Source organism: Enterococcus sp. DIV1411a (assembly GCF_050531945.1).
Classification (GTDB): Bacteria; Bacillota; Bacilli; order Lactobacillales; family Enterococcaceae; genus Enterococcus_B; species Enterococcus_B faecium.
On the sequence record NZ_CP172892.1, the window covers coordinates 2,207,528 to 2,232,500 of the forward strand.

Consider the following 24,973-nt stretch of genomic DNA (forward strand, 5'->3'; position numbering starts at 1 on the left):
GTTCTAGCTTCACTATCTGCTTTTGTTGGTCAATTATTGTATAAGATAGCCAACTCAAGCCTGCGATCGTCAGCAGCACTATGATGATTTACGTCCAAAAATTGAACATTCCATTCTTTAGACCTCTCCATCATTTGGTTCCCTCCAATTTTCTCTTGCGGCGATCACTTGCTCTTTTGCGCTGCTGACGAGCTGATTCAAAGCAACTCATTTCCTCGAATCTATTGGTTTTAGAATTGAACTTTGCGAATGTCACTGGGAACCCGTATCGGTTAGCAAACATCTTCATTTTCAACATCGAGATTGCATCTTGATACCCTTTGACATCAACTACCTTAACCAGCTTGCCTTCTTCATAAATGACGAAATCCGCTCGATAATGTATTGGAGCTACCTTCAAACCATCGCTATAAAATCCTTCTTGCAAGATCATATTTTTTTGCATTTCGCAAAAATTATCTGATATTGGTAGAAAGCTCATCCCTTTTTGTTTCAAGATTTTGTAGTATCTGGCTTCGGCTTTTGAATCAAAGAGAATGCCGTCTACTTCATGTTTACTATTTCCGTACTTACTTCTAGTTTTTGTAACCAATAGCTACACCGCCCTTAATCGTTTATCTGCTGTAGTTACGAACTTAAATGCGAATCCTTTTGAATTTTTGAATAATCGAGATACTATTCTTTCTCCATATGCGTTCTTCATTTCTTTTCCAGTCAAATTTGTAGTTAAAATGATCGCCTGATTTTGACGAGCTTCTAAAATCGAGTTCAATGTGTCATTATTGAAATTCGTACTACTGCTATAGGTAGTTCCTCCTAGTTCAGACCCCAAATCATCGATCACCACAAGATCGGCTGTTTTAATGTCTTTCATAAGTGAACCTTGAATTTCCTTTCTCAATTGCTCGTCATTGAATGAATACTTGATTTGCTCCAACAATTCACGATAGCTAATAAACAGACATTTTTTGTCGTAATCTGACCGTTTAATAATTTCCCAAGTAGCAGCCATGGCTAGATGACTTTTACCGCTACCTGACTTTCCATTCAAAGCAAGATGTTTGGGTTCACCACTCAGTACAGCTTCTACAAAACTTTTCGTGATATTAACAGCAGTCTCTGTTTCCAGATCAATAATTTTGTAATTATCAAAAGAACAGTCAAACAAAGATTTGTCGGTAATCACTGACCCAAATTTAAAGAAATTGAGTGTTTTGTTTTTTAGGCTTTCGTTGTAGATGCGTTCCGTTTGAATATCTTCTTTGCGTTTAAGATCATAAAAACCACATTTCATACACGTAGGTGCACATCGTTCAGAACCGTCTTTATTTTTTGAACGATAACCATACAAGTTACCGCCGCACTCTGGACATTCACCCCTTACAATGAGTACTTTTTCTATCAGAATCTGCATACCTTTGGCTATGCTTTCCATTTTTCACCTCAATCTATATAGGCAGATCATCATACTCATCTGAACCTGTATTTTGTAGTTTGTTAGTTCCGCTTGTTGTTCTAGGCTTGTTTCTTTGAGCCTTCATCTTGTCGTAATGTTTTCTCAAACTGGACGGTGATAATATCACGCCACTCCAAAATTCATGTTGCGTTGCCCAAACAATCATCTCTTGAACTTCCTTACCTGATCGTTTGTCTGATTCGATTGTTAGGCGAATTGTATTCGCCCAATCATCAAGGTTCGGTTCTTTGATGTCTTGATTCTTTTTGATTAGTTTGAAAAGAGTTTTTGCAAGAATTTTATTAGGGTCGTCGTCTTCGTAGACACGCTTTTTGCGTGTGTTACGAGGACTATTATTATTGTTATCATTGTTATTCATTGTTTTATCATTGTTGTTTGTGCTTTTCTGTGGCTTTTCAGTGTCACCTGAGTGGCTTTTTTTATTATCTTGATTCTGATAAATGTCATAATTAACAATGGTTATAACCGTCTTTTTACTGTCACTTTTTCTAACTAACATTCCATCTTTTTCCAGCAAGGTTAAAAAGTCAGTAACTTTTGTTCTAGACCATCGCCATCTTTCAGATAGTTGACGTATTGAAGTGATTTTCTGGCCACGTTCAACTTCAACTAATTTGCCATCAAACACAAACTTGTTTTGTTTATGATTGGCATCCATGACTAGGTCTAACCACGCTTCGTATTTAGAAAATACTCGTTTCTCTTGATAAAGCCAGTGATCTCTTATACTGCGGTGGATAGCAACCCAACCTTTGTCTGCCATTTAAATCACCACCTTACAAGTCGTTCATACTTGTAAATCCGGTTATTCGTTGATTTGCCCGGCAATACTCACAAGTTCCACAAGCTTCTGGTTTTTCTTCACCCATTTTTATCCGTTGAATAAGATCGATGTTGTCTCTTAAGTTGATTAACTCGAACGACATTTTATCCTCGTCCAGCGTGATCAACTTCGCTTCGCTTGGGGTTTGCTTAGAAACTGCAGCGATTATAGGAACGAAATCTTTTCCGTATTGCTGTTTGAGTAATTCGCAATAAACAGCCATCTGCAAGACGTATCCAAAATTTTCAATGAAGGTACACCGTTGACCGTAAATCTCATTCCATTTTCTTTCATGTATATCTTTGCTTGTTTTGATATCTACGAAATAGTCATCTTCAAGATTTAAGCAATCAATTTTCCCCTTCCACTCGACACCAAATAGTTCCCCAGTTACGATCACTTCTTTTTCGCCTTGGTATAGATTCAGGAACGCATCTTCGACAATCAATCGGTCGATCATCTGTTCAGCGATCTTGAAATCTTTCAAAAGTCCATAAGGTTTCCGAGAAGAAAACATCCTGTTTTTATTTTCTTCCTTGAATTTTTCATGAACAGCTAGATCCTCAAAATAAGTATGAACGTAGTTTCCAACCAATAGAGCGATTGGATCAGATGACGGTTGCCAGTCACCTTTTAGTTTGGCTAAAGCAGCTGCAGGGCATTTGAGAAAGTTTTTGTATTGAGATACCGACATGTACTGCCAGTCCGCTTCATTGCCATAGTAATTATCATCAGTGAGCTTGATCTTAGAACGGGTAATCTTCTTCTGGGAGGATTCCTTCATCTTTGACACCTTCCTCTCTGTCAAAGTTAGGAATGATACCAAGATCACCTTGAACAGGTTCTGCTTCTTCGGCTGCTTTTTCTAACGATTCCAAATCAATCGGTTGTTCGTCCAACTCCTGATCAACAGCATCTTTCGGTTTCATCAAGTCTTCGATTGGTGCTGATTCTTCAATCGGCTCTGCTTGCTTGATGCCCATTTTCTGTTTTAATTTATTTTCGATTGCTTGAATCTTAACCGGTTCTGCAGGTTTAATTTCACGATCATCAAATTCATTTTCAAGTGTATCTTTTGCAGCTTGAACGAATAAATCATTGTCATTGCTCGTGTTGATTAAAGCTTTTGCTGCTCGGTTGATTACCGTACGCTTTGCCATTTCTTCCGGAAATTCTTTTTGAGGTCCAGATCCCTTCATTTTTGACTTAGCCCAACTCTGATCGATTTGCTTCTTTGTCATGACTGTTGTGGTTTCCTTGCCATTAGCAAGCTTGATCACTACATAAGCAGCAACAATTTCGTTATCAAGATTTTCAAAACTGGTTTCGTGTTTGGTGACTACCATGTTTGGTCCATCCATCCCCACTTGAAAGTCATCGCCTTTTCGTACGACTACAGGGGTAATATCAGCTCCACCTGTTACACGATCTAGAACTGCCATGGTGCCAAAATATGAACGCATAAGTTGTACTTTGTTTCCATACTTGATGAAGTAGCATTGTTTCTTCGCAGGTGATAAGCCTTGGATAACCATGTCCAACAGGGCATTAGAAATTGATGTCTTCATTTCTTGATTATTAGCAGCCGCCTGAAGCAAATTGCCTGCAGTATTATTTGTAAGTTCAAAGAAAGCACTCTTCAATGCATTCTGGGGGCTGTAATTTGGTGGCATTTCTAACCCTTGATCTTTTAACCGATCTAAATTGCCAATTACTTGCTCGTCTAATGAACGCTGCGTTGTTTGAGTTAAATCATTTGCCATTTTTAAAATCCTCCAATATTTATTTTTCTGTAGTTTTCGTTCACGTAGTCGATGATCTGATCTTCGTGAACTAATCCCAAATCAGTTGTGTAGACGATGTCGCCTTTGTACAGTGGATTGCCTTTCCAATCAACAGAAATCTGATTTGGTTCAATTTCAGGCTGTTGACGAGCGCCTAATGAATCAAAATCATTCATGGCGATCACCAGTGTAAAAGATCATTTTCCGCAATTCGGATTTCAACTCTTCAATTCGTTTTTTACAGGATTCCGCAATCAGATCCCTAATTTGACCTTGAATATCTTTGATTCCTAAATCTTGTTCAATATAAACTCGATGGCATCTATACTTGGCATCTTCTTTAAAATAGCCACTGCCCATGAAGTGAGTAGAAATGCCTATTTCGATGTCATTCATTAACTCATTACTGACAGGATGCAACGCAGGTGTTTTTAGACTTATTAGCAAATCTTCCGCCTCGTTGATTTGATCAATAATGTGTTCCATTTTTCTTATTTGTTTTCTCGCTCCTTCTACCACTCCCATTGCAATCCCTCCTAGAATTCCCAAAACAATTTGTAACGTCCGTCTTGTTCTACCAGATTGTCCACACCTTCGTTCTGAAGTTGAGCTAAGAAGGCAGGTGTTAGTCCCTTGCTTGCGATTGAAATACTTGTGCGCCCTTGGCTAGCGGCAGTCATGATGCTATCAATTACTCGCTCTTGAGCGTTCCCAAGCATTGCTGTATAGATGTCATCGTTAAGTCCAGTAATAGTAATCATTTGAAAATTTCTCCTCTCGTGCTACAATGTAGCCAGATATGTTTTGTATGCGACTCTTTGCTTGCCGGCGGAGTCGCTATTTTTTTGTATATAATTTCTTGACTTCCTTGAGGCGTCTGCCACACTTCGTGCAGTAGGGACCTTTCCACGGCTCACATTTTTTCAATTCCGTAGCATTGATAAGTGTTTTTCTATTACAGCTCTTGCATCGGAACTGATGAAGCTTTTCTTCTATCAGCATTTTCTATTCCCCTCCTTAACCGTCTCCTATAAGCAATCTCGTCATACTTGAAAAACCACCACATGCTTGACACTGGCAATGCGTAGACTGCCCAATCAGGTAATTGGCGACTGCTAAACCAAACCCCCAGGAAAAATGTTGTGATTATAAATGCTGACCTTCGTAAACTTTTCAAAAAAATCTCCTCAATTCTAATTGCCGATTTAATCGGCATTGATAAAGTAATTCTTGGTACCTTTTGAGATCTCTAACTAGCAAATCTCGTTGAGAATCGCTCAGTAAGCTTTTTCGATCGTGCAACTCGTCATGGAGGCTGTGTACTTTCTCTTTTGCCAAGGTGTCGATCATCAGCTCTTGTTCAAGTGTGTAGGTCATGCTGTCACTCCCCTATTGTTGTTACTTCTTATAATCAATTGGTAAAGCAACAAGCTCTTTTCTTGGGACAATACGACTTTTGACAAATCTTTTATCTTGTTTCCATTACTATCCAAATTAATAATTTCCATAGGAGAACCGCCCATCATTTCAAACTATCGCTAAAAGCGATACTATCACCAAAAAAAATTCCATTAAGCGGATATTTGTAAAGATCAGCAAAAACAAACATATATTTTGCTGGCATATCTGACGAATCTTTCTCCCACCTCATGATTGTTTCTCTTGTAACCCCAATCCTTTGCGCTACCTCTGACTGCGTTAATTGCATTCTTTTACGCAACGCAGCCAATGTCATCATCTGCTCTTTCGGCATTTCAACGCCTCCTTTCTATGCCCTAATACTATATCGCTAAAAGCGATACGTCAAGCAAAAAAGTGATAAAGAACACTCTTTAAGTGAGAAAAATATCGCTTTACGCTATACAAAAATCGCTTTAAGTGATATACTCTTTTTGAGCACATATATAGAAGGAGAAATTAATAATGACAGAAGATCTGAAGGTTGTTTTCGGGAAAAATTTGGAGAAATTTAGGCAATTAAAAAACGTCAGTATGGTTGAGCTTGCGGAAAGAATTGGTGTATCTCAATCAACGGTTTCAGATTGGGAGAATGGTAAAAAAATGCCACGTTCTGGCTCTATTCAAAAGTTAGCTGACTTTTTTGGTGTCCAAAAAACTGATTTATTAACAGAGAACGATGAATTAGCATCAAATTTGATGAGAGTCACTGAGTTTATTGATATTCCTATATTAGGAACTATTACATGTGGTGAGCCTATCCTTGCGATTGAAAACTTTGATGGTTATAGAAGAATGCCAAAAGATAATCTACCTAAAGGGGATTTATTCTTTCTAAGAACTAAAGGGGATTCGATGTCTCCAACTATTCGTGAAAATAGTTATGTGCTTATTAAGAAACAACCAGAAGTCGAAGATGGCGAGATTGCAGCAGTAATTGTTAATGGTGATGATGAAATGACTTTGAAACGTGTCAAACGTCAAAATGGTTTAATAATGCTTATGGCGGACAATCCTACTTTTGCTCCGATGATTATTACACCTGACACACCTGCTAGAATAATAGGAAAAGCAGTACAAGTAAGTTTTGATCTATAAAAAAAGCACATTCCCGGTCGCCAAACTAGAAAATGTGCTTAGAAATTTTGAAACCTAGGGTATAGGTCTCTTTCTTGTACCCTATTTTAACAAAAATATGGGGGTTTTACTATGAAATTTGCTATTTATGTTCGTGTATCTACACTTGAACAAGCTGAGGAAGGATACTCAATTGAAGAACAGATTGATAAATTAAGTAAATATTGTGAGGTAAAAAATTGGGATATTTTTAAGATTTATAAGGATGGTGGATTTAGCGGATCTACAACTGACAGACCCGGGCTATCTAGTTTGATAACAGATTCTAAAAGGAAAAAGTTTCAGGGTGTGCTTGTTTATAAACTAGATAGATTGTCCAGAAGTCAAAAAGACACGCTGTATCTAATCGAAGATGTCTTCACCGCGAATGATATTTCTTTTGTATCGTTAAATGAAAATTTTGATACAAGTTCAGCCTTCGGTAAAGCTATGATAGGTATTCTTGCTGTCTTTGCTCAACTCGAGCGAGAACAAATAAAAGAACGAATGGTTATGGGAAAAGTAGGACGTGCGAAATCTGGCAAGGCAATGAGTTGGTCAAAAGTACCGTTTGGATATATCTATGAAAATGATACATACGTTGCCCATCCTATTCAAGCACCAATTGTAAAGCAAATTTTTGACGATTACATGAGCGGAATATCCATTACCAAACTAAAAGAAAAGTTAAACGACGAAGGACATATTGGGAAAGAAATAAATTGGTCATATAGAACAATCAGACAGACATTAGCAAATCCAATCTATGCTGGCATTAATCGTTACAACGGAGAACTATTTGAAGGTAATCACGAAGGTATAATCACTAAAGATTTTTTTGAAAAAGTACAAAACGAACTGAAAGTACGGCAAGTAGCAGCTTATGAGAAAAACAATAATCCTAGGCCTTTTCAATCAAAATATATGCTTTCCGGAATAATACGTTGCGGACTTTGCGGTGCTTCTCTTAGTGTAGGAATGCGAGCAAAGAGAAAAGACGGTTCCAGACATCGCTATTACAGATGCTATTCTAAATCTAAGAAGAAAAATTTAACGATGACCAAAGATCCAAACGGCTGCACTTCCCCCAATTATAGTATGGATGAATTAGAAAAACACATACTTTCACAAATAGAACAGATCAGACTAAATACAGAACTTATAAATTCTTTATCAGCAAATGATTCTGTCGTTGACTTTTCGTCCTATAACAAAAGAATAGACGAACTAGATTTATCTCTCGAAAAAATTGTTAATCTATTTATAGATGATGCTATCCCAAAAGACATATTAGAAGCGCGGATGGAAAAAATAAAACAAGAAAAAGATTCACTAGAAAAGAAAATAGATTCTCTGAAAATAAAAAGACCAATTCTTGAACCTATAGATGCAAAAGAGATACTGTCAAAGCTAACTGACAATATATGGAATCTTTCCTATATGGATCAAAAATCAATTGTCATGGAATTGATTAGTAAAATATTAGTTTATCCAGACAAACTAGAAATTCACTGGAAGTTTGCGATTAATTAGTAAATTTAATATATAGCATTTCGATCAATGTAAAACCGCTATAATAAGATATTTTTCTCTTTTTCATGGCAAAACCTCCTCTATGCTTCCGTAAACAGGTAATAAAACAGCGGCATAAACTAATAAAATCAAAGCCGCTACGCCCAAAAAAATGATTGGCTGAATAAAATGCATCCAGTGATGAAGACGTTTGAAAAGCTGTTTTCTTGTCCATTCGCTGTAAAAAATCAGTTCTTTACCTAAACTTCCCTTTGCCTCTCCCTGTAAAACAATTTTACTGAATTCTTCTGATAGAAAACGATAATTCTGGAACTGCTCAGCCAATGACATACCTGCCTCCAATCCTTGAATCAACTTAGAGGCAAGATGCTGAATCAGACTTTCTTGTTTCGTTTCCTTTAAGCAGACTATGATTTGCCTTAATTCGAAACCTTCATGAAAAAGCTTTCCAATCTCTAGTGACAAATAAGCCGATTGATACAAGGAATATATCGGTCCAATCAATAATTGTCTGCTTATCCATTCACTCTGATCAACAGGAGACAACTTCATCAGACGATACCTTACTAGTAAAGCCAATAGAGTAACCGCTAGGATGAATAGTAGAACATACCAATGAAAGACTTGTATCAGCTGAATACCCCAATGCTCTTGCATGACCATTCCTGAACCAATAAGCTGAGGCAAAACGAACAACCGCATACTAAACAAGATACCTAGCAAAAAGGTGAGCAATAGCATCGGATATGCAAGCAGCTTTTTCAAATCATTGCGAAATCCTTCAACAAGCCGAAACTGTTTGGCAATTTCCAACAAAGTTGTCGGCAGATTCCCATGACGTTCAGCTAACTCGATCTGTACCAGTTGCTCTGCTCCATATCCTATTTGCGAAAGTACCTCACTAAACGCTTGCCCTTCCTTTAGCTGATGTTGGATATTTGCCAAAATAACAGGTGGAAACGAACGGATCGTGAGTAATAAATAAAGGGATTCTTGCAGACTAAAACCAGATAAAAGCAGTTCTCCCATGGTTTGTGCAAACTGGTTTTGCTGGCTTCTTGTTAATCCTTTAGAATAGTTCTGACTGCCAAATATTTTCCTGAGCTTCTTCATAACTTTCCTCCCATGATTTTTTTACTGATTCTTCCTCCATAAATTGATAACTCCATAAAACAGAAGGATGGTGATTGGCATCTTCCAAAAGTTCTTGATAAATGACACCAGCTAAACATTCAGATAGCTCTTCTTTTTTCTTTGTCAGTTCATGGATTCTGACCAATGTACCTTCAAGATTGCGTGCATGTACGGTTGCAAAAACCCGGTGCCCTGTTAGTGCTGCTCTTACCGCAGCATGTGCAGTTGATTCATCTCTTATCTCGCCAATGATTAGCAAGTCTGGACGATGCCGTAATGCGAGTTTCAAAAGTGTATCATAAGTCTGTGCTATTTTCGGATTGATCTGTAGCTGCAGAAAAAACGGTTCTTCTATCTCTACAGGATCTTCGATAGTAATCACTTGCAATTTTTCTTCCAAAGCCAACCGATACATTAGAGAAGTCTTGCCTGATCCGACTGGTCCGCTGAAAAGGTATAATCCACGTCTGACGGTTTTCTGTAAAATAGTTGCAAAATCTCGAGAACTAAAGCAACGATGGGGTGTTTCAAAAGTACCGTATAATAGCCGAATCACTAAACTCTCTCGTTGAAGGTAATCTCCTACAGAAGACAACCGCAGACGAACTTCCTGTTTTTCTAAAGAATAAGTAAATGCACCTAACTGAGCTTTTCTTTTTTCTCCGATATCCATCTGTCCCAAATACTTAAATCTTGAGATCAGTTGCTGTCCATCTGCCGAAGAGACTTTCTTCCAGAATGTTCGTTTTTTTCCATAGCGAAAATAGATGTAAAATACTTCTGAAGCTGGCAATATATATACGTCTTGGGCATGTTTGGCAAAACTTTCACTTATCATTTGATCCGATAATCGTTTTATTTCCATTATTCTCCCCTCCACAAAAAACATACGTCTTTTTGATCTTTTTGTTTCAAATAAAATGAATTTACAAAAAAATATTGGCAAAAGCCGAATTTATGTTATACTTATAAAAATTTATCTTGGGAGGCACTCCATTGGAAACAACATTAAGGAAATATATCGAAGTAGCAAGTAAAAAAAAGCCTGCTGACCTAGTGATCAAGCATGCTAAGATCGTCAACGTCTTTACGAAAGAAATCATGGAAAAAGATGTAGCAATCTGCGAAGGAATGATCGTAGGAATCGGTGAATACGAAGGAAAAAGCGTACATAATGCTAATGGGCAATATCTAGTGCCAGGATTCATCGATGGCCATGTGCATATCGAAAGCTCACTTTTATCACCAAGCGAATTTTCAAAAGTATCCTTGCTTCATGGAGTTACTACTGTAGTGACAGATCCCCATGAAATAGGAAACATTGCTGGGAGTACAGGTCTTGAGTTTATGATAGAAGATGCAAGACAAACACTCATGAATATCTTTTTTATGCTACCTTCTTGTGTACCTGTAACCCCTTTTGAGACCAATGGTGCAAATTTAAATGCAAAAAAATTAGCCCCTTTTTTACAAAAACCCGAAGTTTTAGGCTTAGCTGAAGTCATGAACTATCAAGCAGTAGCAAATAATGAAACAGACATCCTAGAAAAGATCCAATTGATGCACCAGCATAAGAAAAAAATTGACGGGCATGCAGCTGGTATCGGCATGGAAGAGTTAAATGTTTATCCTGCAGCAGGTATTCGGACGGATCATGAAGCTACAACTGCAAAAGAAGCTAAAGAACGTTTGGATCTTGGTATGTATTTAATGGTTCGAGAAGGGACCGTTGCAAAAGATCTGGCATCGCTACTACCGGCGATCACACCTGAAAATTCAAGAAGATGCTTCTTTGTCACCGATGATAAACTGATCAATGATTTAGTAAAAGAAGGATCAATCGATCATATCGTCCGTCAAGCTATTGCACTTGGAATCGATCCATTACAAGCCATTCAGATGGCAACATTGAATGCAGCAGAATGTTTTGATTTGAAAACACTAGGTGCGATTGCCCCTGGGTATCAAGCTGATTTCTTCTTAACAGACGATCTTACCAAGCTGCCAATTCATGAAGTTTTCTATAAGGGAACATTAGTTGTTCAATCTGGGCAACTCCAAGACCATTTATTTGCTGATCATTCAAATTCATATACGTGTTGTCTGCCAAAACTAAACGCTCAACCATTAAATCCACATTCGTTAGAGCTGCTTCTTTCTTCTTCACAAGCCCATGTGATCGAAATTATCCCGAATAGTCTAGTGACTAAAGATTTGGTAGAAAAAGTGGACCGACAAGGCGAACGATTCATTCCTTCAATCGAAAAAGACCAATTAAAGATTGCGGTGATCGAGCGTCACCATCAAACGGGAAACATTGGATTAGGCATAGTGAAAGGATTTCAGCTGAAACAAGGAGCGATAGCGACAACGATTGCCCATGACTCGCATAATCTAGTTGTCGTTGGGACAAACGACGAGGATATGCTGTATGCTGCTAATCTTTTGATTCAAAAAGGTGGCGGGATGACCGTTGTCAACAAACAGCAGGAAATAGCTTGTGTTTCTCTTCCTATAGGCGGAATCATGACACAGGAACCTTTTTCGATCGTCTATGAACAGTTGAATGAATTAATAACTAAAGCACATCAACTAGGAGCAGCTAAAACCTTTGATCCTTTTTTGACACTTTCTTTCTTAACATTATCTGTCATACCCGAATTGAAGATCACCGACAAAGGATTATTTTCATTTTCTCGCTTCCAATTGATTCCACCTTGTGGAAAAACCGATGAAATAAATACATTTTAAATCAAATAAATCCCAGAAAATACATTACATCTGTAATGTTCATTTTCTGGGATTTATTTATGGATATTAATGTTTTTATGAAAGCAGAAAGTTAGTTTCACAGACTTTTCTTTTTGGTCTTATCTTGAAATTGAGCTTCTACTCGATAAATACGTTGACCTTTTGAAGAAAATTTTTCTTCATACTCCGTCATAATATTGCCTTCAAATTGACTTTGATGTAAATCTAACCATACCTGTTTGAGGATCATGCCATATTGAGAAAAACTTGCCAGAGAATACTCAAACAATCCTTGATTATCTGTTTTGAAATGGATTTCTCCATTTGGACGAAGAATCTGTTCATCTACAGCAAGAAAAGTCTTATATGTCAATCGCCGTTTTTCATGACGTTTTTTTGGCCATGGATCGGAAAAATTCAGATAGATTTGATCTACTTCGCTGTCAGCGAAATACTCTGTCAACGCTGATCCATCCACATGTAGAAGTTTCAGGTTAGGAAGCGGTTGTTCGATCAACTTGTCTAGTGCAATCGAAACAACACTGACCTGCATTTCTACTCCAATATAATTGATTTCAGGATGGGCTTTTGCCATTCCAGTGATGAACTGGCCTTTCCCCATACCAATCTCAATGTGGATTGGATGATCGTTTTCAAACAATTCATTCCATTTTCCCTTCCACAATGTTGGATCACTAATTACAAAATTCGGGTGAGCCGCTAACATTTCCGCTGCTCCCGGACGATTTCGGACACGCATTATTTATCTCCATTCCTTTCCTCTAATTAAAAAGGTCTGGCCAAATCTCCGCAGAGTTTGGGCCAAACCTCAGCCACTGAAAATTCGTTTTAATTGTAAAATTTCTTCGTTCATCCGTCGATGATCTTCACGTTTGCAATATCTGGTGATTTCTTGGAGCAAATTCATGGCCGCATACCAATGAAATTTTTCAAGCATTTCGTCAGTCGGGCGTATGCCATAACTGATCAGCCACTGATTCCAGCTAGACAGTGGCACATAATTTCCTAAAATCGTTGCAATATCCACCGCAGGGTCTGCAAACATGATTGAATCCCAATCGACTAGATATAAATAATTTTTACATACTAACCAATTACGATGGTTTACATCTCCGTGTACTACTGATAAGTTTTCCTTATCTATTGACGGGATCTGCTCACGAAGAAAACGATGGACAATTTGCAGAAATTGATTTTTCTGGAGTTCTTCCGGTAATTCTTTTTCATATTTTTGCAGCATCTTCTCCGGCGTCATGACACGACCACCGATACGGGTCAGCATGGTTTTAAGAGAATTTGAATGATGTAAATGGTACAAAACATCAATCACGTCGTTTCTTTGACCAATCTCATTAGGAGTCAGCAAGCGACCTTCCAGCCACTCTTGTGCTGTCAAAGTATCGCCATTCCCCGTTCGTTTTGTCCAAACAAGTTTTGGTGTAATTCCTTCCCTTGAAAGAGCAGCCAACATCGGAGTCGTGTTTCGTTTAATAAAGACTTTGTCCTCATCACGCATGCCTATGTATGTTTTTCCTGTGTCGCCTTTGATGGGACGTAACCGCCACTCTTGGTCTAACTGAAACTCCATCATGCATTCTCCCGTCCTCTTACTCTTTGTTTTGCAGTACTTATTATTCTAGTCGCCTGAACACTACACGTCAAGCACATATACGTTCTTTTTCATTTAATTGCCATTCAAAAAACCAGCTTTTCTCAAAAAAAATAGAACGAACAGCATTCTTACTGTCAACGCTCTATTTTTCATTCTCATTTTTACCCTACACAGCTTTGTTTTCAGTCTGACATCTTCTTCAAACGAGTTGGTACATATAGTTTAACAAAGAGCATAGTAACAATCAAATAAGCCGCTAGCGGAACCCATCGCTGCTGCCCATCTAATACGACTGCAGCAATCAAACCAAAAATAACCGACGCGATAATTAATACCCATGTGAGTAGATACTGAATCGCCTGCTTCTTCTGATTCTTATGGATTGGATAAAGCTGAACGAGAACCATATAGCGGAACTGGTTCGCTAAAGGTAACAGTTGGAAACCGATCAAATATAAAAATAAGAAACCGATAATCAGACTAAAATAAAAGTCGACTACTCCGGCAATCAATAACCCACCTATAATTACTAATCGGAAATAAAGACCACTAAAATCAGAACCTCTTGCCAATCTTCTTGCAAACAAGTAAAGATAAGTGTTTTTTGATTCTCTTTTAATATGAGTCAATATAGGATCCAAATAGCGTCTTCTTTTGATCTTTGCCGTAATTTCAGGAACATCTGTGAATAAATTGATAAATTGATAGATCTGATGCAACCTATGTTCTTCTACATGCACCATTTTCTCCCAATCCAATCCTTTTTCTTGTTGCTTCCACAAAAACCAGTAATATAGACTTGCCTGTACTAATGCACCTGCTATTCCTGCCCATATTAGCCAATAAAATGATAGAAACAAAAAGATCAGAGAAGAAAAAAACCAGCCTAATTTCCAATAACGAATAACTTGTTGATCTAGTCGAAACAATTCTGCTCTCTTGATTTGCAGATGACTGAATTTCAAACTCCATAATATGATCAGATAGACGAAAAACATCGAAAAGGATTGCTCCGTACTAACCACCACTAATGGCATGGCCAATCCGCATGCCAATATCAAAAAGATCAACGGAAAAATGCAAGAATAGCGAAAAGCTCGTTCCAAATAGGTTTGCATTTCTTTTTCTTTAGGAAGTAAAAAAACAATATCTGCTGCCTCTGCAAAAGTAGCCATCTTACCCACGAATAAACAGAGCATCCAAAATACAGAGATTATGAGCCCTCCAATTGCAAACGGTGGCTGCAGGGTTTTCAACCAATTAGAATAATATAATCCCACACCGCCAATCAAGAAAAGACAAACTAAAACAAAATGATCGTTCAATACATAACGCATATATTTCATCATTTTCTTTTGATGTCTTGCTAAACGTTTTTGAAAAAAACTACTCATGTGCCTGCTCCTTTGTTAAAGCAATATAGATTTCGTCCAAAGAAGAATCCGGCAGCTGAAATTCTTTTCTCAACATCTCAAGAGAACCGTCTGCTCGTATCTCTCCGTTATGTAAGACCACAAAACGATCACAATATTTTTCTGCAGTAGCTAAAATATGCGTAGACATCAAAATACCGGCTCCTTCTTTTTTCATTTCTACCATCAATTCAAGCAATGCATTGATAGCTAGTGGATCCAAGCCTAAAAATGGTTCGTCGATGATATATAAAGAAGGCTCGATCAAAAAGGCGCATAAGATCATCACTTTCTGTTTCATTCCCTTTGAAAAATTAGCTGGGAACCAGTCAAGACGATTAGATAACCGAAAAGTCTCCAACAACTTTTCTGCTCTTTTCATTGCTGTATCCATAGGTATATCGTAGGCCATCGCAGTGACTTCGATATGTTCTCTCAATGTCAATTCTTCATATAAAGAAGGAGTCTCTGGAATATACCCAATTTGTTTGCGATATTCTTCCGTATTTTTCTTTAAGGATAGATGATTGATTTCTATCGTTCCTTTTGAAGCTTCCAGCAGACCGATAATGTGCTTGATGGTCGTACTTTTCCCTGCTCCGTTCAGTCCAATCAACCCTACTATCTCTCCAGGCTGTACATCGAAACTGATATCTTTTAACACAGGGAGATGTCCGTACCCCCCTGTGACATGATCGATAATTAAACTCATTCTTTTTCCTCCGCCATTTATTTTTATTTATTATACCACGAAGAAAATGACGGTATTTTGTTTTTTTCCTTACAATAGCTTTAACTTATGGTAAAGTTAAGCTGAAGTATTTATTCTTTATAGAAAGGATGTTTTATATGGAAAACTGTATTTTTTGCAAAATCATCAATCAAGAAATCCCAAGCTATAAAATATATGAAGACGACAAGGTCTATGCTTTTTTAGACATCTCTCAAGCAACGAAAGGACACACATTAGTTGTGCCTAAACGTCATGTAGCAGATATTTTTGAATATGATCCCGAACTTGCAGGAGAGGTTTTTTCGCGTGTGCCTAAGATTGCTCAAGCATTGGAAAAAGCTTTTCCAGAAATGAAAGGTCTTAATATCTTGAATAACAACCGTGAACTAGCCTATCAATCTGTTTTTCATTCACATATCCATTTAGTCCCTCGCTACAGCAAAGAGGATGATTTTTCTATTCACTTTGTCAATCATCAAGATAGTTATGGATCGGAAGAACTAAAAGCTATTCAAGAAACAATCGTAAAGCAGGTGTCCTGCGATGATTAAAAACTTTTTCAAAGGACTGTTATTTGGAGCTGCTGCTGGCACTGTCGGAGGTCTGTTATTGGCGCCCAGGAGCGGGAATGAAACAAGAAAGAAACTGATCGAAGAATTGGAAGAAGCAACAACTCTGACAAATGATTTAAATAACAGCCTGAATCATTTTAAAAGCGCATTGATCGAAACAAAAGAAACAGCTGAATCTGTGATTCCTGCTTTCCAAGAAGCAATCAAAAAAGATATCGAAGATTTTAAATTCCAAGCCGAACCACGTATCACACAAATCAATGAACAAGTAGAAAAACTAAAAGCTGATCTACCAGAGTATCCTGAACAAATATAATAATGATTATTTTCTCAACAGATTTAACTATATAAGTGAGAAAAGTTTGCGTATTTCCTAGGAATGTGATGAAATTTTGAATTTTGTTTGAAACTACCACGACAACGTTTTTAAAGGAAATGGGATATGGTATAGTTAATATATAAAAATAATAACTAATTACAGGAGTGCAAATTTTAATGAAAAAAAAATCAATTATTTTGGCAGCTACTAGTGCGTTGGCTGTTTTAACTCTAGCAGCTTGTTCAGGCGATACTAATAAAGATATCGCAACGATGAAAGGCGGAACGATCACTGTATCTGATTTCTATGATGAAGCAAAACTTGAATCATCGAACCAATCCTTAGTACAACGGATGATCATTTATAAAGTATTCAATAACAAATATGGCGATAAAGTAACCGATAAGCAAGTGGATGCAGAATACGACAAACAAGCGAAATCATTAGGTGATACTTTTGAATCACAATTAGAAGCTGCTGGATATACGAAAGATACTTATAAAGAATATATTCGTAACAATTTAGCTTTTGAAGCTGGCTTGAAAGCTCACGTAGATATTACAGATGACGATTTGAAAACTGCTTGGAAATCTTTCCATCCAGAAGTAGAAGCACAAATCATCAAATTATCAAGTGAAGATGAAGCAAAAGATGTGAAAAAATCAGCGGATGATGGAGATGATTTCTCTAAATTAGCCAAAGACAAATCAACTGATACAGAGACAAAAGAAGATGGCGGTAAAGTTAAATTCGACTCAACGACAACAACTATTCCTGCAGAAGTAAAAGAAGCAGCTTTCAAATTGAAAGACGGTGAGATCTCCGATGTTATTACTACAACAAATCCTACTTCTTATGCGACAGAATACTACGTTGTCAAAATGGTGAAAAACCAAAATAAAGGCAATGACATGGATAAATACAAAGATCAACTAAAAGATATCGCTACTGAAACTAAACTAAGTGACAATGCATTCACAACTAAAGTAATCGGTGAAGAATTAAAAGATGCAAATGTAAAAATCAAAGATGATGCCTTTGAAAATGTGTTGAGTGCATTCACAACAACTTCATCAAGTACGAAAGACTCAAGTGAAACTACAGCTTCAACAAAGAGTTCTGACACAAAATCAACTGATTCAACAAAAGAATCTTCAACTGAAGAAACAACTGATTCATCAAAATAAAAGAAAACAAAAAAAGCGAAGACTTATGTCTCGCTTTTTTTGTTTTGAATGAAAAAAATAAATTTTTGCTATAAATCTTTTGGTACATAGAAACTTCGGTTGTCCATACCGAAAATCCGATCGGTGTATTTTCCTGGTTCTGTTTGACGAATCGAAGTCAACATCATCTGCATCGAAGCATCGATATTGTCGATTTGATGTAATATTTCTGCTTCCATTATTCTTGGACGTACAGGTGAGCCATATTCTAATAAGCCATGGTGTGCTAAAACCATATGACGTAATACGAGAACATCTTCGTCAGCTTCGCTGATTTTCAACGCAAGACAGGCTTTAGTTATTTCTTCGTCAATCAATACCAGATGACCGATCAAATTTCCTGCAAGCGTATATTCTGTCGACATAGGACCGGAAAGTTCAATCACCTTTCCTAAATCATGCAAAATGATACCAGCATACAACAATGCTCGATTCAGCTCAGGATATTCATCGGCGATTGATTTCCCTAAGTGAAGCATTGTCAAAGTATGATAAGCTAATCCACTGGCAAATGCATGATGGTTTCTTTTTGCTGCCGGAAACTCAAAAAATTGTTTTTGATATTTATTAAGTAGATAGCGAACAATACGATTCCAATGCGCATTGGTGATCTCAAACAACAATTGATTGATTTCTTCTTCCATTTCTTCTTTCTTCAAAGGGGCTCTTTCCATGTATAAACTAGGCTCTCCTGGCTCATCTACCCTTGTTAAGCGCATATGAAGAATCTTTACTTGAGGGTTTCCTTGATAAACCTCTCTTTTACCGTTTAGAAAAACGACTGTGCCGGCTGTAAATTTATTGATTTCCTCCTCCGAAGCATCCCAGTATTTACCATCGATAGTACCTGAAGTATCTTGGAAAGTAAAAGCAATAAATTTTTTTCCGTTTTTAGCGATTCTTACATCTGCACTTTTGATCAGGACAAATTGTTCAAACTGCTCATCGATTACTAAATCACGAATTTTTTTCATTATTTGCTCCTTCTAATTGTTTTACGATTTGGTTCATCTCATGGTAATAGCTTACCATTTCTTTATCAGAAGAAAAACAAATTATTTGATACTTTTCTCCAAATTTAGCTAAAAGTTCAGCTAATTGATACTTTCGCTGATGATCATAATGAAGCCAGCCATCATCAATGATGATCGGACATATCGAACGGTTAGCTTCTAATGAGAGGTAAGCAAATCTCATCGCCATAATCAGCTGATCTTTCGTACCTGTAGATAACTCATAGATGGGAAATTCTGTATATCCGTCTGTTAAAGTCAGTGTATCATTTTTCAGTAATATCTTCTGATAATTTCCTTTTGTTAAAATACCTAAATAATCACCTGCTGCTCTTAACAACTGGGGTAATTGTCTTTCACTCATCTCTGTTGAAAGATCACCTAAGAATGTCCCGGCGATTTCAAGTGCTCCCCATTCCTCCAGTAATTCCTGTAATTTTGCTTTTTGCCGGCTAGCTTGTTGATAAAGTTCGTCCAATGTGCCGTCTCTTTGCAACTCTTCTACTTGAAGTTGGAGTCGTTGCCGATTTTCACTTGCTTCTTTTTCTTCTTGCTGGAGTTGGGATTGCTTTTCTTTCAGTTGGCGCAGTCTTACAGATAATTTCTCTTTTGTCAGCTCTTCAGGAAATAGTGGAGTAAGCATTTCCGATAATTCATTGTATCTTTTCATCTGCTGTTCGGCTTGTTTGGCTTTTTGTAAAAAGACAGGTACTTCCGAAGGATAAGATAAGCCTGCTTGAGTCAATTGTTCGCTGTATTCTTGTATCCATACTTTTTGTTTCTTTTTCAATTGATTGATTTCTTGCTTCAATAAAGTATTTTGCTGATAGCTTCTGGCAAATTTCATCTGTTCCATCTCTTGTATAAAACGGGAAAGCAATACCATTTTTTCTGAAATTGTCTTATCTTGTATCGGTAACCATTCTTTAACAAACTCAAATTTTTGGTCGATTTGTCGTAGTTTTTCTTGTATTTCCTGTTCTCTTTTATGTTTCCGCTCAAATACGCCATATAATTTCTGATAATCTATGACTTCCTGTCCATATTCTTTCATGAGTTTGAGCGTATCCATCTTTCCTAAGTGCCGATGATCCGCAAAACGATATACTTCTTGCTGAAGAATCTGTTTTTCTTCTCCAGTTCTCTTTTGTTTTTCTTCTGCTTCAGCTAATTGAGCTAAGGCTAGATCAAGTTGTCCTAGTTTTTCTTGCCACATTCCTTTTATCTCAGAGAAATCATTTTTAGTTTTAATTTTTGGTTGCCTTTTGTAGAAGAAATAGCCAATCATGCCTGCACCAATTAGTAAAAGGATCACTTTCAAGGGCATTGGTACAAATATACCTGCAATGATTATTGCTCCGCCAGCCATCAGCATATACGGTTTAGATGAAGAGACTGGTGCTATCTCTGACTGATTTTGTAATAATGCTGGATAGGTCTCTTCCAAGTCATTCACTTCTGCTTCAATCATCTCTTGCTGTTCTTTAGCTATTTGGAGACGCACAGAAATCTGGCTTTCTAGATCAGCAATCCTTCTTTCTTCAGCCAGAAGATGCTTCCATTCTTCTTCATATAAAAATTCTTCCGGTAACGGATTTTTCTGCCAATGCCACCTTTGTTCCAAAATCTTCAATTCTGAATTTGTTTCTCTAGTCTCAATTTGTAATCTTTGCCATTCTTCGTTTAATTGTTCCGCTGTAAATTGAAGTTGCTGGAGATCTTTTAGTTCCTGCTCCTGCTCTAAATAAAAATAATATCTGGCTGACTGCTGATCCATCCCGCTATGCTTTTCCAGTGTTGCTTCTAATTCTTCCAAACGCTCATTTGTTTGCTGATACCGTTTGGAGAAAGACTCCAGATCTAAAAGAAGTGGCTCATCAGGAAGACCTGTAGTGCTGTTTTTTTTGAGAGATTGCCATTCTTCATATAAAGAAAAATTAAGTTCTTGCTGTCTGGCTAATGAAAATTGTTTGTTCGCCTCTTTTAATTGTGCCAATAACTGCTGCTGTTGCGACTCGTATTCCTGTTCTTGTTGGATCAACTTGCCAAAATAAGCTTCCTGTTCTTGTTTTTGATGAATTTTTTCTTGCAGCTCTTTCCATTCATTTAATTTTTGATTGATTAGTAGTTTTTGGCCTTTTTTCTTGAATAATTGTTGTGCTTTCTGATAATATTCTTGCCGCTTTTGGAATACTTGAGAACTGCCCGTGATGCCTAAAGAAATCAGCGCATCATGTAGCTCTTTTTCTCTCAAATGATCTAGTTCCATCAACTGCTCTTGCTGGAAAGTAAATACCTGCTGGAATAACTCTTTCGTCAAAGGTGCGATCAGTTTTTCTAGTAACTCATCACTTCCCACTTGATCCCCCAGCCACACCTTCGATTTTCCGCGATTTTGCTGCTTGTAGCGCTCGACAGCAAATTCACCATATACAGGATGTTTAAGCCATATTTTGCCGCCATAGGCTGAGCCGTCTTTTGGTGTATAATCCTTTTTTTTACGGCCTTTTGAAGGGAAACCAAATAATATTGCTTGAATAAATTGATAAATCGTTGATTTTCCTGCTTCGTTTCCCCCATAGATCAGCTGATTGCCTGAATAAAAGTCAAAACTTTTTTGACGCCATTTTCCAAAAGCAGCAATCTCGATCCTTAAAATCTTCATTCCTGATCCTCCTCAAATAAAAAATCTTGATTAAGCAGCTGCTTGGCTTTTTCAAGTGTTTCTTCTTGATATTCCGGCAGTTCGCTCAATATTCTAGCCGCTTCTTGATGACTATATACTTCATTTAAAATTTGTTGGAAATCTTGAGGTGTCTGATAGTATTGAAATAACTGTTCCATCAATTTAGCAGAAGCAGCAAGTGGGATCTTCGTATAAAAAGTATTCTCTATGAGAGAAATACGCCAAATAAAGAAATCATTTATCCTATCTGAGAATTCCTCTAACAAATAGTCTAATAGCTCTCCTGATTGTATCCGTTCCAAAACATCTGTATTGAGATGGTCATAATCTTTTAATTTTATCTCAATTAAACTAAATCCATCCTCTACTTTTGAAAGCTGCTGACGAATGTGAACAATGACCTCTTTTGTCGTTCTTGCTTTCCTCAATGATATTTCCTTTGTCTTCCAATAGACCTCTGCTACTTTAATCGGATGTATTTGGCAACTTCCTTTACTTAATTCAACTAGTAGAATAGATGTAGAAGCTTGTTCCTTTTTAGTATGACCTTGAGGCGCACCTGGATAAACAATTGTTTGCTTTTCATTTAAGACCGTTGGCACATGGATATGCCCTAAAGCCCAATAATCGTATCCCTTTTCTTGCATCTTTGAGGGTTGGAAAGGAGCATAGTTTCCTTTTTGAGAGACGCCAGGTTCCCCGTGGTACAACCCAATATGGTAATCTGTGAGTTCTCTAGAAGGAAATTCCATCACTTTGTCTTTTTGAATCCACGGTTGACGATAACTAAATCCACTGAGAGAGACAGTTTCTCCACTTTTTATCGTTATTTTTTTTGTCTCTACCGTTTCGGATGTAAATAAATGGACATTTTTAGGAAAGGAGAACCAATACCGCTCTTTTTGATAGAAATCATGATTTCCGAATATTATAAATACAGGTATATGGTTCTTTTCTAACCGTTTCATCTGTTCTGAAAAATGTTTCTGTATTTTTAATGAAGGACGATTTTGATGAAAATTATCTCCTGCAAGTAAAACAAAATCAACGTTATTTATTATTGCCTGTTCAATGATATTTGATAAAACGGTCAGATTCGTCTTCAATAGTTTTTCCTGTACAGTTTTATCAAGAGTTGTCAGTCCTTCAAATGACCGATCCATATGTAAATCTGCCGCATGGATAAATTTCACCATTAAAAATTTCCTCCTTTTTTTCTTTTATCATACCATTTTCAATGTTTTTTTTCATCAATAACCGAAAATTTGTTCGTATTATGCAAAGAAATTACGATAAATGGCCGACTTCAAAAAATAAGTTTATTCGAAAAAAAGATTGTGACATGATTTTTGTCACAATCCTAAATATCTATGTTATATTCGCTTCGTTTGACACTGAAGAAGTACTATTTGTACTGGAATTTATGCTCCATTTTTCCGTATTTAGAATTCTATGTTCTATACTACCTTAATTAGTTTATATGGTAAGAATTCTTTCAAATGCTTGAGATACTCCGTCTTTATCATTTGAAACAGTGACATAATCAGCTTTTTTCATGATTTCTTGATGACTATTTCCCATTGCAAAACTAATATCTGCACTTTCAAACATAGATAAGTCATTTAAACTATCTCCGATCGCGATTCTCAAAGGTTTCTTTAAATTGTAGATTGATTCCAAACGATCAAACACCACACCTTTAGATACATTTTGAGGTACGATTTCAATATTTACAGGTGCCGATTCAGTAACAGACACATTTAGCATCTTTTTCAAATGGTTAAATATATTAGCTTTCAATTGACGATTAGGAATAAAAATAAAAAATTTGTAAATGCTGATAGCATCCTTTTCTATAATTTCCTCAATATTATTATAAGGGATTGAACAAATAGATTTTTCATACTCAAGCTCATAGTTTAGCTCTTTGATAGAAAATTCACTCCCTACCTCGTGAAAAATTTTTTTCATTTTATTTTTATAATTCTGAGATTCATAACTTCCGAGATTTGTATATATTTTGGTTGGAAATTTCGATAGGACAGAATCAATTTTTTTACATCATTTTTATCGAAGGAAGACTCAAATATCTTTTTTTCTCCATCAAATCCAACAGAACCATTTAACCCTACTGCTGGTATCCTTAAACCAGATTTTTTGAGAATATTATTAATGTCTTCTACTTCTCTTCCAGAACAAATGAATGGAAAACAGTCTTCCGGTAAATGTTTCATTGTTCTTGCATTTTTTTGACTAATGCTCTGGTCAGAATTCAAAAGAGTACCGTCTAAATCTATACCAATTAGTTTCATTTCATCCATGTCTCCTATACGTTGATTATAAATTCACTGCTTATTGTAAGTCTAAATTTCTCACAAAACATATACTAATTATACCTAATTTAAGTAAGTACAAACATCATTTTAAGAATAGGAAAGGACATTTATATACTATTCTCTGTATTTTTGATTTATAAATAAATATGAAAGTCAAGTCCATAATCCTGTGTAAAATACTATACAATGTTTTACCGGTCTCTCATTGATCAAACTTAATATATTTTCTTGTAGAACTGAGCCATTCGTCATGAAGGTCCATAAGGACAGCTCCAATTAATCGATTGGCAGACGTTCGGTTGGGAAAAATCCGAATAATCTTTTCTCTTCTGCGGACTTCCTGGTTCAGTCGTTCAAGAAGGTTGGTGCTTTTTAGCCGATTATGACTATTTCCGATAACCGTGTATTGAAAGGCATCTTCGAAGCCATTATCCAATATTTCGCAGGCTTTTGTATATTTAGGCTGGTCGATATATTCACCGACTAAGGCATTCTTAGCTGTTCGAGCGAGTTCAATATCCGTAAACTTAAAGATCGCTTTTACTGCTTCTCTAAACGGTTTTGAATTCTTTTTTGGAATGGAACTGAAGATGTTTCTTAAAAAATGGACCTGGCATCTCTGCCAACTTGCGTTGGTAAATGACTTACGAATCGCAGACACTAGGCCTTTATGGGCATCAGAAATGATGAGTTCTGTCCCCTTTAGGCCGCGTTCTTTTAAGTATTCAAAGAAGATGGACCATGTGTCATCACTTTCTTCATTTTGAATCATGAAGCCAATGATTTCACGGTCGCCACCTTCTGTTATCCCGATCGCAATATGGCAGCTTTTAGAAAGCACTCGATGGTCCTCACGGACTTTTATGTAGAGAACATCAGTCATCAGATAAGGATAATTCGTACCTGAGAGTGAACGGTTCTGCCATTCGTTGACCATCGGGTCTAACTGCTCAGTCAGGCTAGAAAC

Annotated in this window: 26 protein-coding genes and 1 pseudogene (1 of these 27 only partly in view); 6 read left to right on the forward strand and 21 right to left on the reverse strand. The window is 36.9% G+C overall.

The features are described from left to right. Window positions 1–130 precede the first annotated feature (130 nt). From IGJ87_RS10730 to IGJ87_RS10775, 10 genes are all read right to left on the reverse strand, one after another. Window positions 131–592, reverse strand: coding sequence for a DUF1064 domain-containing protein (locus IGJ87_RS10730; RefSeq protein ID WP_430609431.1), 462 nt, complete (start codon window positions 590–592; stop codon window positions 131–133). Between the two features lie 3 nt (window positions 593–595). Then, entirely contained in the window at window positions 596–1,435 is an 840-nt protein-coding gene (locus tag IGJ87_RS10735) for an ATP-binding protein (protein ID WP_430609433.1), read from the reverse strand. A 13-nt stretch (window positions 1,436–1,448) separates the two neighbouring features. After that, a complete protein-coding gene (locus IGJ87_RS10740) occupies window positions 1,449–2,240 on the reverse strand; it encodes a hypothetical protein (RefSeq protein WP_430609435.1) in 792 nt (263 codons plus the stop codon). Window positions 2,241–2,253: 13 nt separating this feature from the next. Beyond that, the gene (locus IGJ87_RS10745) at window positions 2,254–3,084 is read right to left on the reverse strand and encodes a PD-(D/E)XK nuclease-like domain-containing protein (RefSeq protein ID WP_010749251.1); all 831 of its coding nucleotides are present in this window, start codon (window positions 3,082–3,084) and stop codon (window positions 2,254–2,256) included. After that, the gene (locus IGJ87_RS10750; RefSeq protein WP_430609437.1) at window positions 3,047–4,063 is read right to left on the reverse strand and encodes a recombinase RecT; all 1,017 of its coding nucleotides are present in this window, start codon (window positions 4,061–4,063) and stop codon (window positions 3,047–3,049) included. Before IGJ87_RS10750 ends, IGJ87_RS10745 begins: the two co-directional genes overlap by 38 nt. A 2-nt stretch (window positions 4,064–4,065) precedes the next feature. Then, window positions 4,066–4,260, reverse strand: a complete 195-nt coding sequence (locus IGJ87_RS10755) for a hypothetical protein (RefSeq protein ID WP_185079681.1) — start codon at window positions 4,258–4,260, stop codon at window positions 4,066–4,068. Further along, window positions 4,253–4,609 carry a hypothetical protein gene (locus tag IGJ87_RS10760; protein WP_430609439.1) on the reverse strand — a complete coding sequence of 119 codons (357 nt, stop codon included), beginning with the start codon at window positions 4,607–4,609 and terminating at the stop codon, window positions 4,253–4,255. The genes IGJ87_RS10755 and IGJ87_RS10760 overlap by 8 nt, the downstream gene beginning before the upstream one ends. Window positions 4,610–4,620: 11 nt before the next feature. Beyond that, complete coding sequence (locus tag IGJ87_RS10765; protein WP_428216209.1) at window positions 4,621–4,845, reverse strand: hypothetical protein; 225 nt, start codon at window positions 4,843–4,845, stop codon at window positions 4,621–4,623. A gap of 412 nt (window positions 4,846–5,257) precedes the next feature. Next, window positions 5,258–5,461 carry a hypothetical protein gene (locus tag IGJ87_RS10770; protein ID WP_430609442.1) on the reverse strand — a complete coding sequence of 68 codons (204 nt, stop codon included), beginning with the start codon at window positions 5,459–5,461 and terminating at the stop codon, window positions 5,258–5,260. 145 nt (window positions 5,462–5,606) lie between these two features. Then, window positions 5,607–5,837 (reverse strand): helix-turn-helix transcriptional regulator, encoded by a 231-nt coding sequence (locus tag IGJ87_RS10775; protein ID WP_074934662.1) that lies wholly within the window; start codon window positions 5,835–5,837, stop codon window positions 5,607–5,609. A 170-nt stretch (window positions 5,838–6,007) separates the two neighbouring features. Here IGJ87_RS10775 and IGJ87_RS10780 point away from each other — a divergent pair, with 170 nt between their 5' ends. Beyond that, a complete protein-coding gene (locus IGJ87_RS10780; protein ID WP_074934661.1) occupies window positions 6,008–6,640 on the forward strand; it encodes a LexA family protein in 633 nt (210 codons plus the stop codon). A gap of 111 nt (window positions 6,641–6,751) precedes the next feature. After that, window positions 6,752–8,191 (forward strand): recombinase family protein, encoded by a 1,440-nt coding sequence (locus IGJ87_RS10785; protein ID WP_430609444.1) that lies wholly within the window; start codon window positions 6,752–6,754, stop codon window positions 8,189–8,191. Window positions 8,192–8,254: 63 nt separating this feature from the next. On the opposite strand, the gene comGB is transcribed toward IGJ87_RS10785, so the two are convergent. Together comGB and comGA are read right to left on the reverse strand one after the other, a co-directional pair. Then, the gene (gene comGB, locus IGJ87_RS10790; protein ID WP_002286180.1) at window positions 8,255–9,304 is read right to left on the reverse strand and encodes a competence type IV pilus assembly protein ComGB; all 1,050 of its coding nucleotides are present in this window, start codon (window positions 9,302–9,304) and stop codon (window positions 8,255–8,257) included. Then, a complete protein-coding gene (comGA, locus tag IGJ87_RS10795; RefSeq protein ID WP_002293666.1) occupies window positions 9,261–10,190 on the reverse strand; it encodes a competence type IV pilus ATPase ComGA in 930 nt (309 codons plus the stop codon). The genes comGB and comGA overlap by 44 nt, the downstream gene beginning before the upstream one ends. 131 nt (window positions 10,191–10,321) lie before the next feature. Here comGA and ade point away from each other — a divergent pair, with 131 nt between their 5' ends. After that, on the forward strand, window positions 10,322–12,076 hold the full coding sequence (gene ade, locus IGJ87_RS10800; RefSeq protein ID WP_002286185.1) for an adenine deaminase: 1,755 nt from the start codon (window positions 10,322–10,324) through the stop codon (window positions 12,074–12,076). Between the two features lie 97 nt (window positions 12,077–12,173). Here ade and trmB read toward each other — a convergent pair whose 3' ends face one another. The 4 genes from trmB to IGJ87_RS10820 form a co-directional block, all read right to left on the reverse strand. Then, window positions 12,174–12,836, reverse strand: a complete 663-nt coding sequence (gene trmB / locus IGJ87_RS10805) for a tRNA (guanosine(46)-N7)-methyltransferase TrmB (protein WP_002286189.1) — start codon at window positions 12,834–12,836, stop codon at window positions 12,174–12,176. 69 nt (window positions 12,837–12,905) lie between these two features. Beyond that, window positions 12,906–13,688, reverse strand: a complete 783-nt coding sequence (locus IGJ87_RS10810; protein ID WP_002286194.1) for a phosphotransferase family protein — start codon at window positions 13,686–13,688, stop codon at window positions 12,906–12,908. A gap of 203 nt (window positions 13,689–13,891) precedes the next feature. Beyond that, on the reverse strand, window positions 13,892–15,103 hold the full coding sequence (locus IGJ87_RS10815; RefSeq protein WP_002286197.1) for an ABC transporter permease: 1,212 nt from the start codon (window positions 15,101–15,103) through the stop codon (window positions 13,892–13,894). Beyond that, complete coding sequence (locus IGJ87_RS10820; protein ID WP_002297572.1) at window positions 15,096–15,833, reverse strand: ABC transporter ATP-binding protein; 738 nt, start codon at window positions 15,831–15,833, stop codon at window positions 15,096–15,098. The genes IGJ87_RS10815 and IGJ87_RS10820 overlap by 8 nt, the downstream gene beginning before the upstream one ends. Before the next feature lie 137 nt (window positions 15,834–15,970). Between IGJ87_RS10820 and IGJ87_RS10825 the strand changes: the two genes are divergently transcribed. The 3 genes from IGJ87_RS10825 (at window position 15,971) to IGJ87_RS10835 (ending at window position 17,932) form a co-directional block, all read left to right on the forward strand. After that, window positions 15,971–16,405: an HIT family protein gene (locus tag IGJ87_RS10825; protein ID WP_002286201.1), complete on the forward strand. Its 435-nt coding sequence runs from the start codon at window positions 15,971–15,973 to the stop codon at window positions 16,403–16,405. Further along, the gene (locus IGJ87_RS10830) at window positions 16,398–16,742 is read left to right on the forward strand and encodes a YtxH domain-containing protein (RefSeq protein WP_002286203.1); all 345 of its coding nucleotides are present in this window, start codon (window positions 16,398–16,400) and stop codon (window positions 16,740–16,742) included. The genes IGJ87_RS10825 and IGJ87_RS10830 overlap by 8 nt, the downstream gene beginning before the upstream one ends. Window positions 16,743–16,921: 179 nt before the next feature. Continuing rightward, the gene (locus tag IGJ87_RS10835; protein WP_002286208.1) at window positions 16,922–17,932 is read left to right on the forward strand and encodes a peptidylprolyl isomerase; all 1,011 of its coding nucleotides are present in this window, start codon (window positions 16,922–16,924) and stop codon (window positions 17,930–17,932) included. A 68-nt stretch (window positions 17,933–18,000) separates the two neighbouring features. On the opposite strand, the gene IGJ87_RS10840 is transcribed toward IGJ87_RS10835, so the two are convergent. The 5 genes and pseudogenes from IGJ87_RS10840 to IGJ87_RS10860 form a co-directional block, all read right to left on the reverse strand. Beyond that, window positions 18,001–18,945 (reverse strand): 3'-5' exoribonuclease YhaM family protein, encoded by a 945-nt coding sequence (locus IGJ87_RS10840; protein WP_002286211.1) that lies wholly within the window; start codon window positions 18,943–18,945, stop codon window positions 18,001–18,003. Continuing rightward, a complete protein-coding gene (locus IGJ87_RS10845) occupies window positions 18,929–21,649 on the reverse strand; it encodes an ATP-binding protein (protein WP_089030496.1) in 2,721 nt (906 codons plus the stop codon). The genes IGJ87_RS10840 and IGJ87_RS10845 overlap by 17 nt, the downstream gene beginning before the upstream one ends. Beyond that, window positions 21,646–22,866, reverse strand: coding sequence for a metallophosphoesterase family protein (locus IGJ87_RS10850; protein WP_002301291.1), 1,221 nt, complete (start codon window positions 22,864–22,866; stop codon window positions 21,646–21,648). Before IGJ87_RS10850 ends, IGJ87_RS10845 begins: the two co-directional genes overlap by 4 nt. 280 nt (window positions 22,867–23,146) lie before the next feature. Then, window positions 23,147–23,991 (reverse strand): annotated as a pseudogene (locus IGJ87_RS10855) (Cof-type HAD-IIB family hydrolase). A 217-nt stretch (window positions 23,992–24,208) separates the two neighbouring features. Next, on the reverse strand, window positions 24,209–24,973 hold the 3' portion of the coding sequence (locus tag IGJ87_RS10860; protein ID WP_002323245.1) for an IS256-like element IS1542 family transposase. Its footprint extends 408 nt past the window's final position; the window shows 765 of its 1,173 coding nt (coding positions 409–1,173); its start codon lies beyond the right edge, outside the window; its stop codon occupies window positions 24,209–24,211.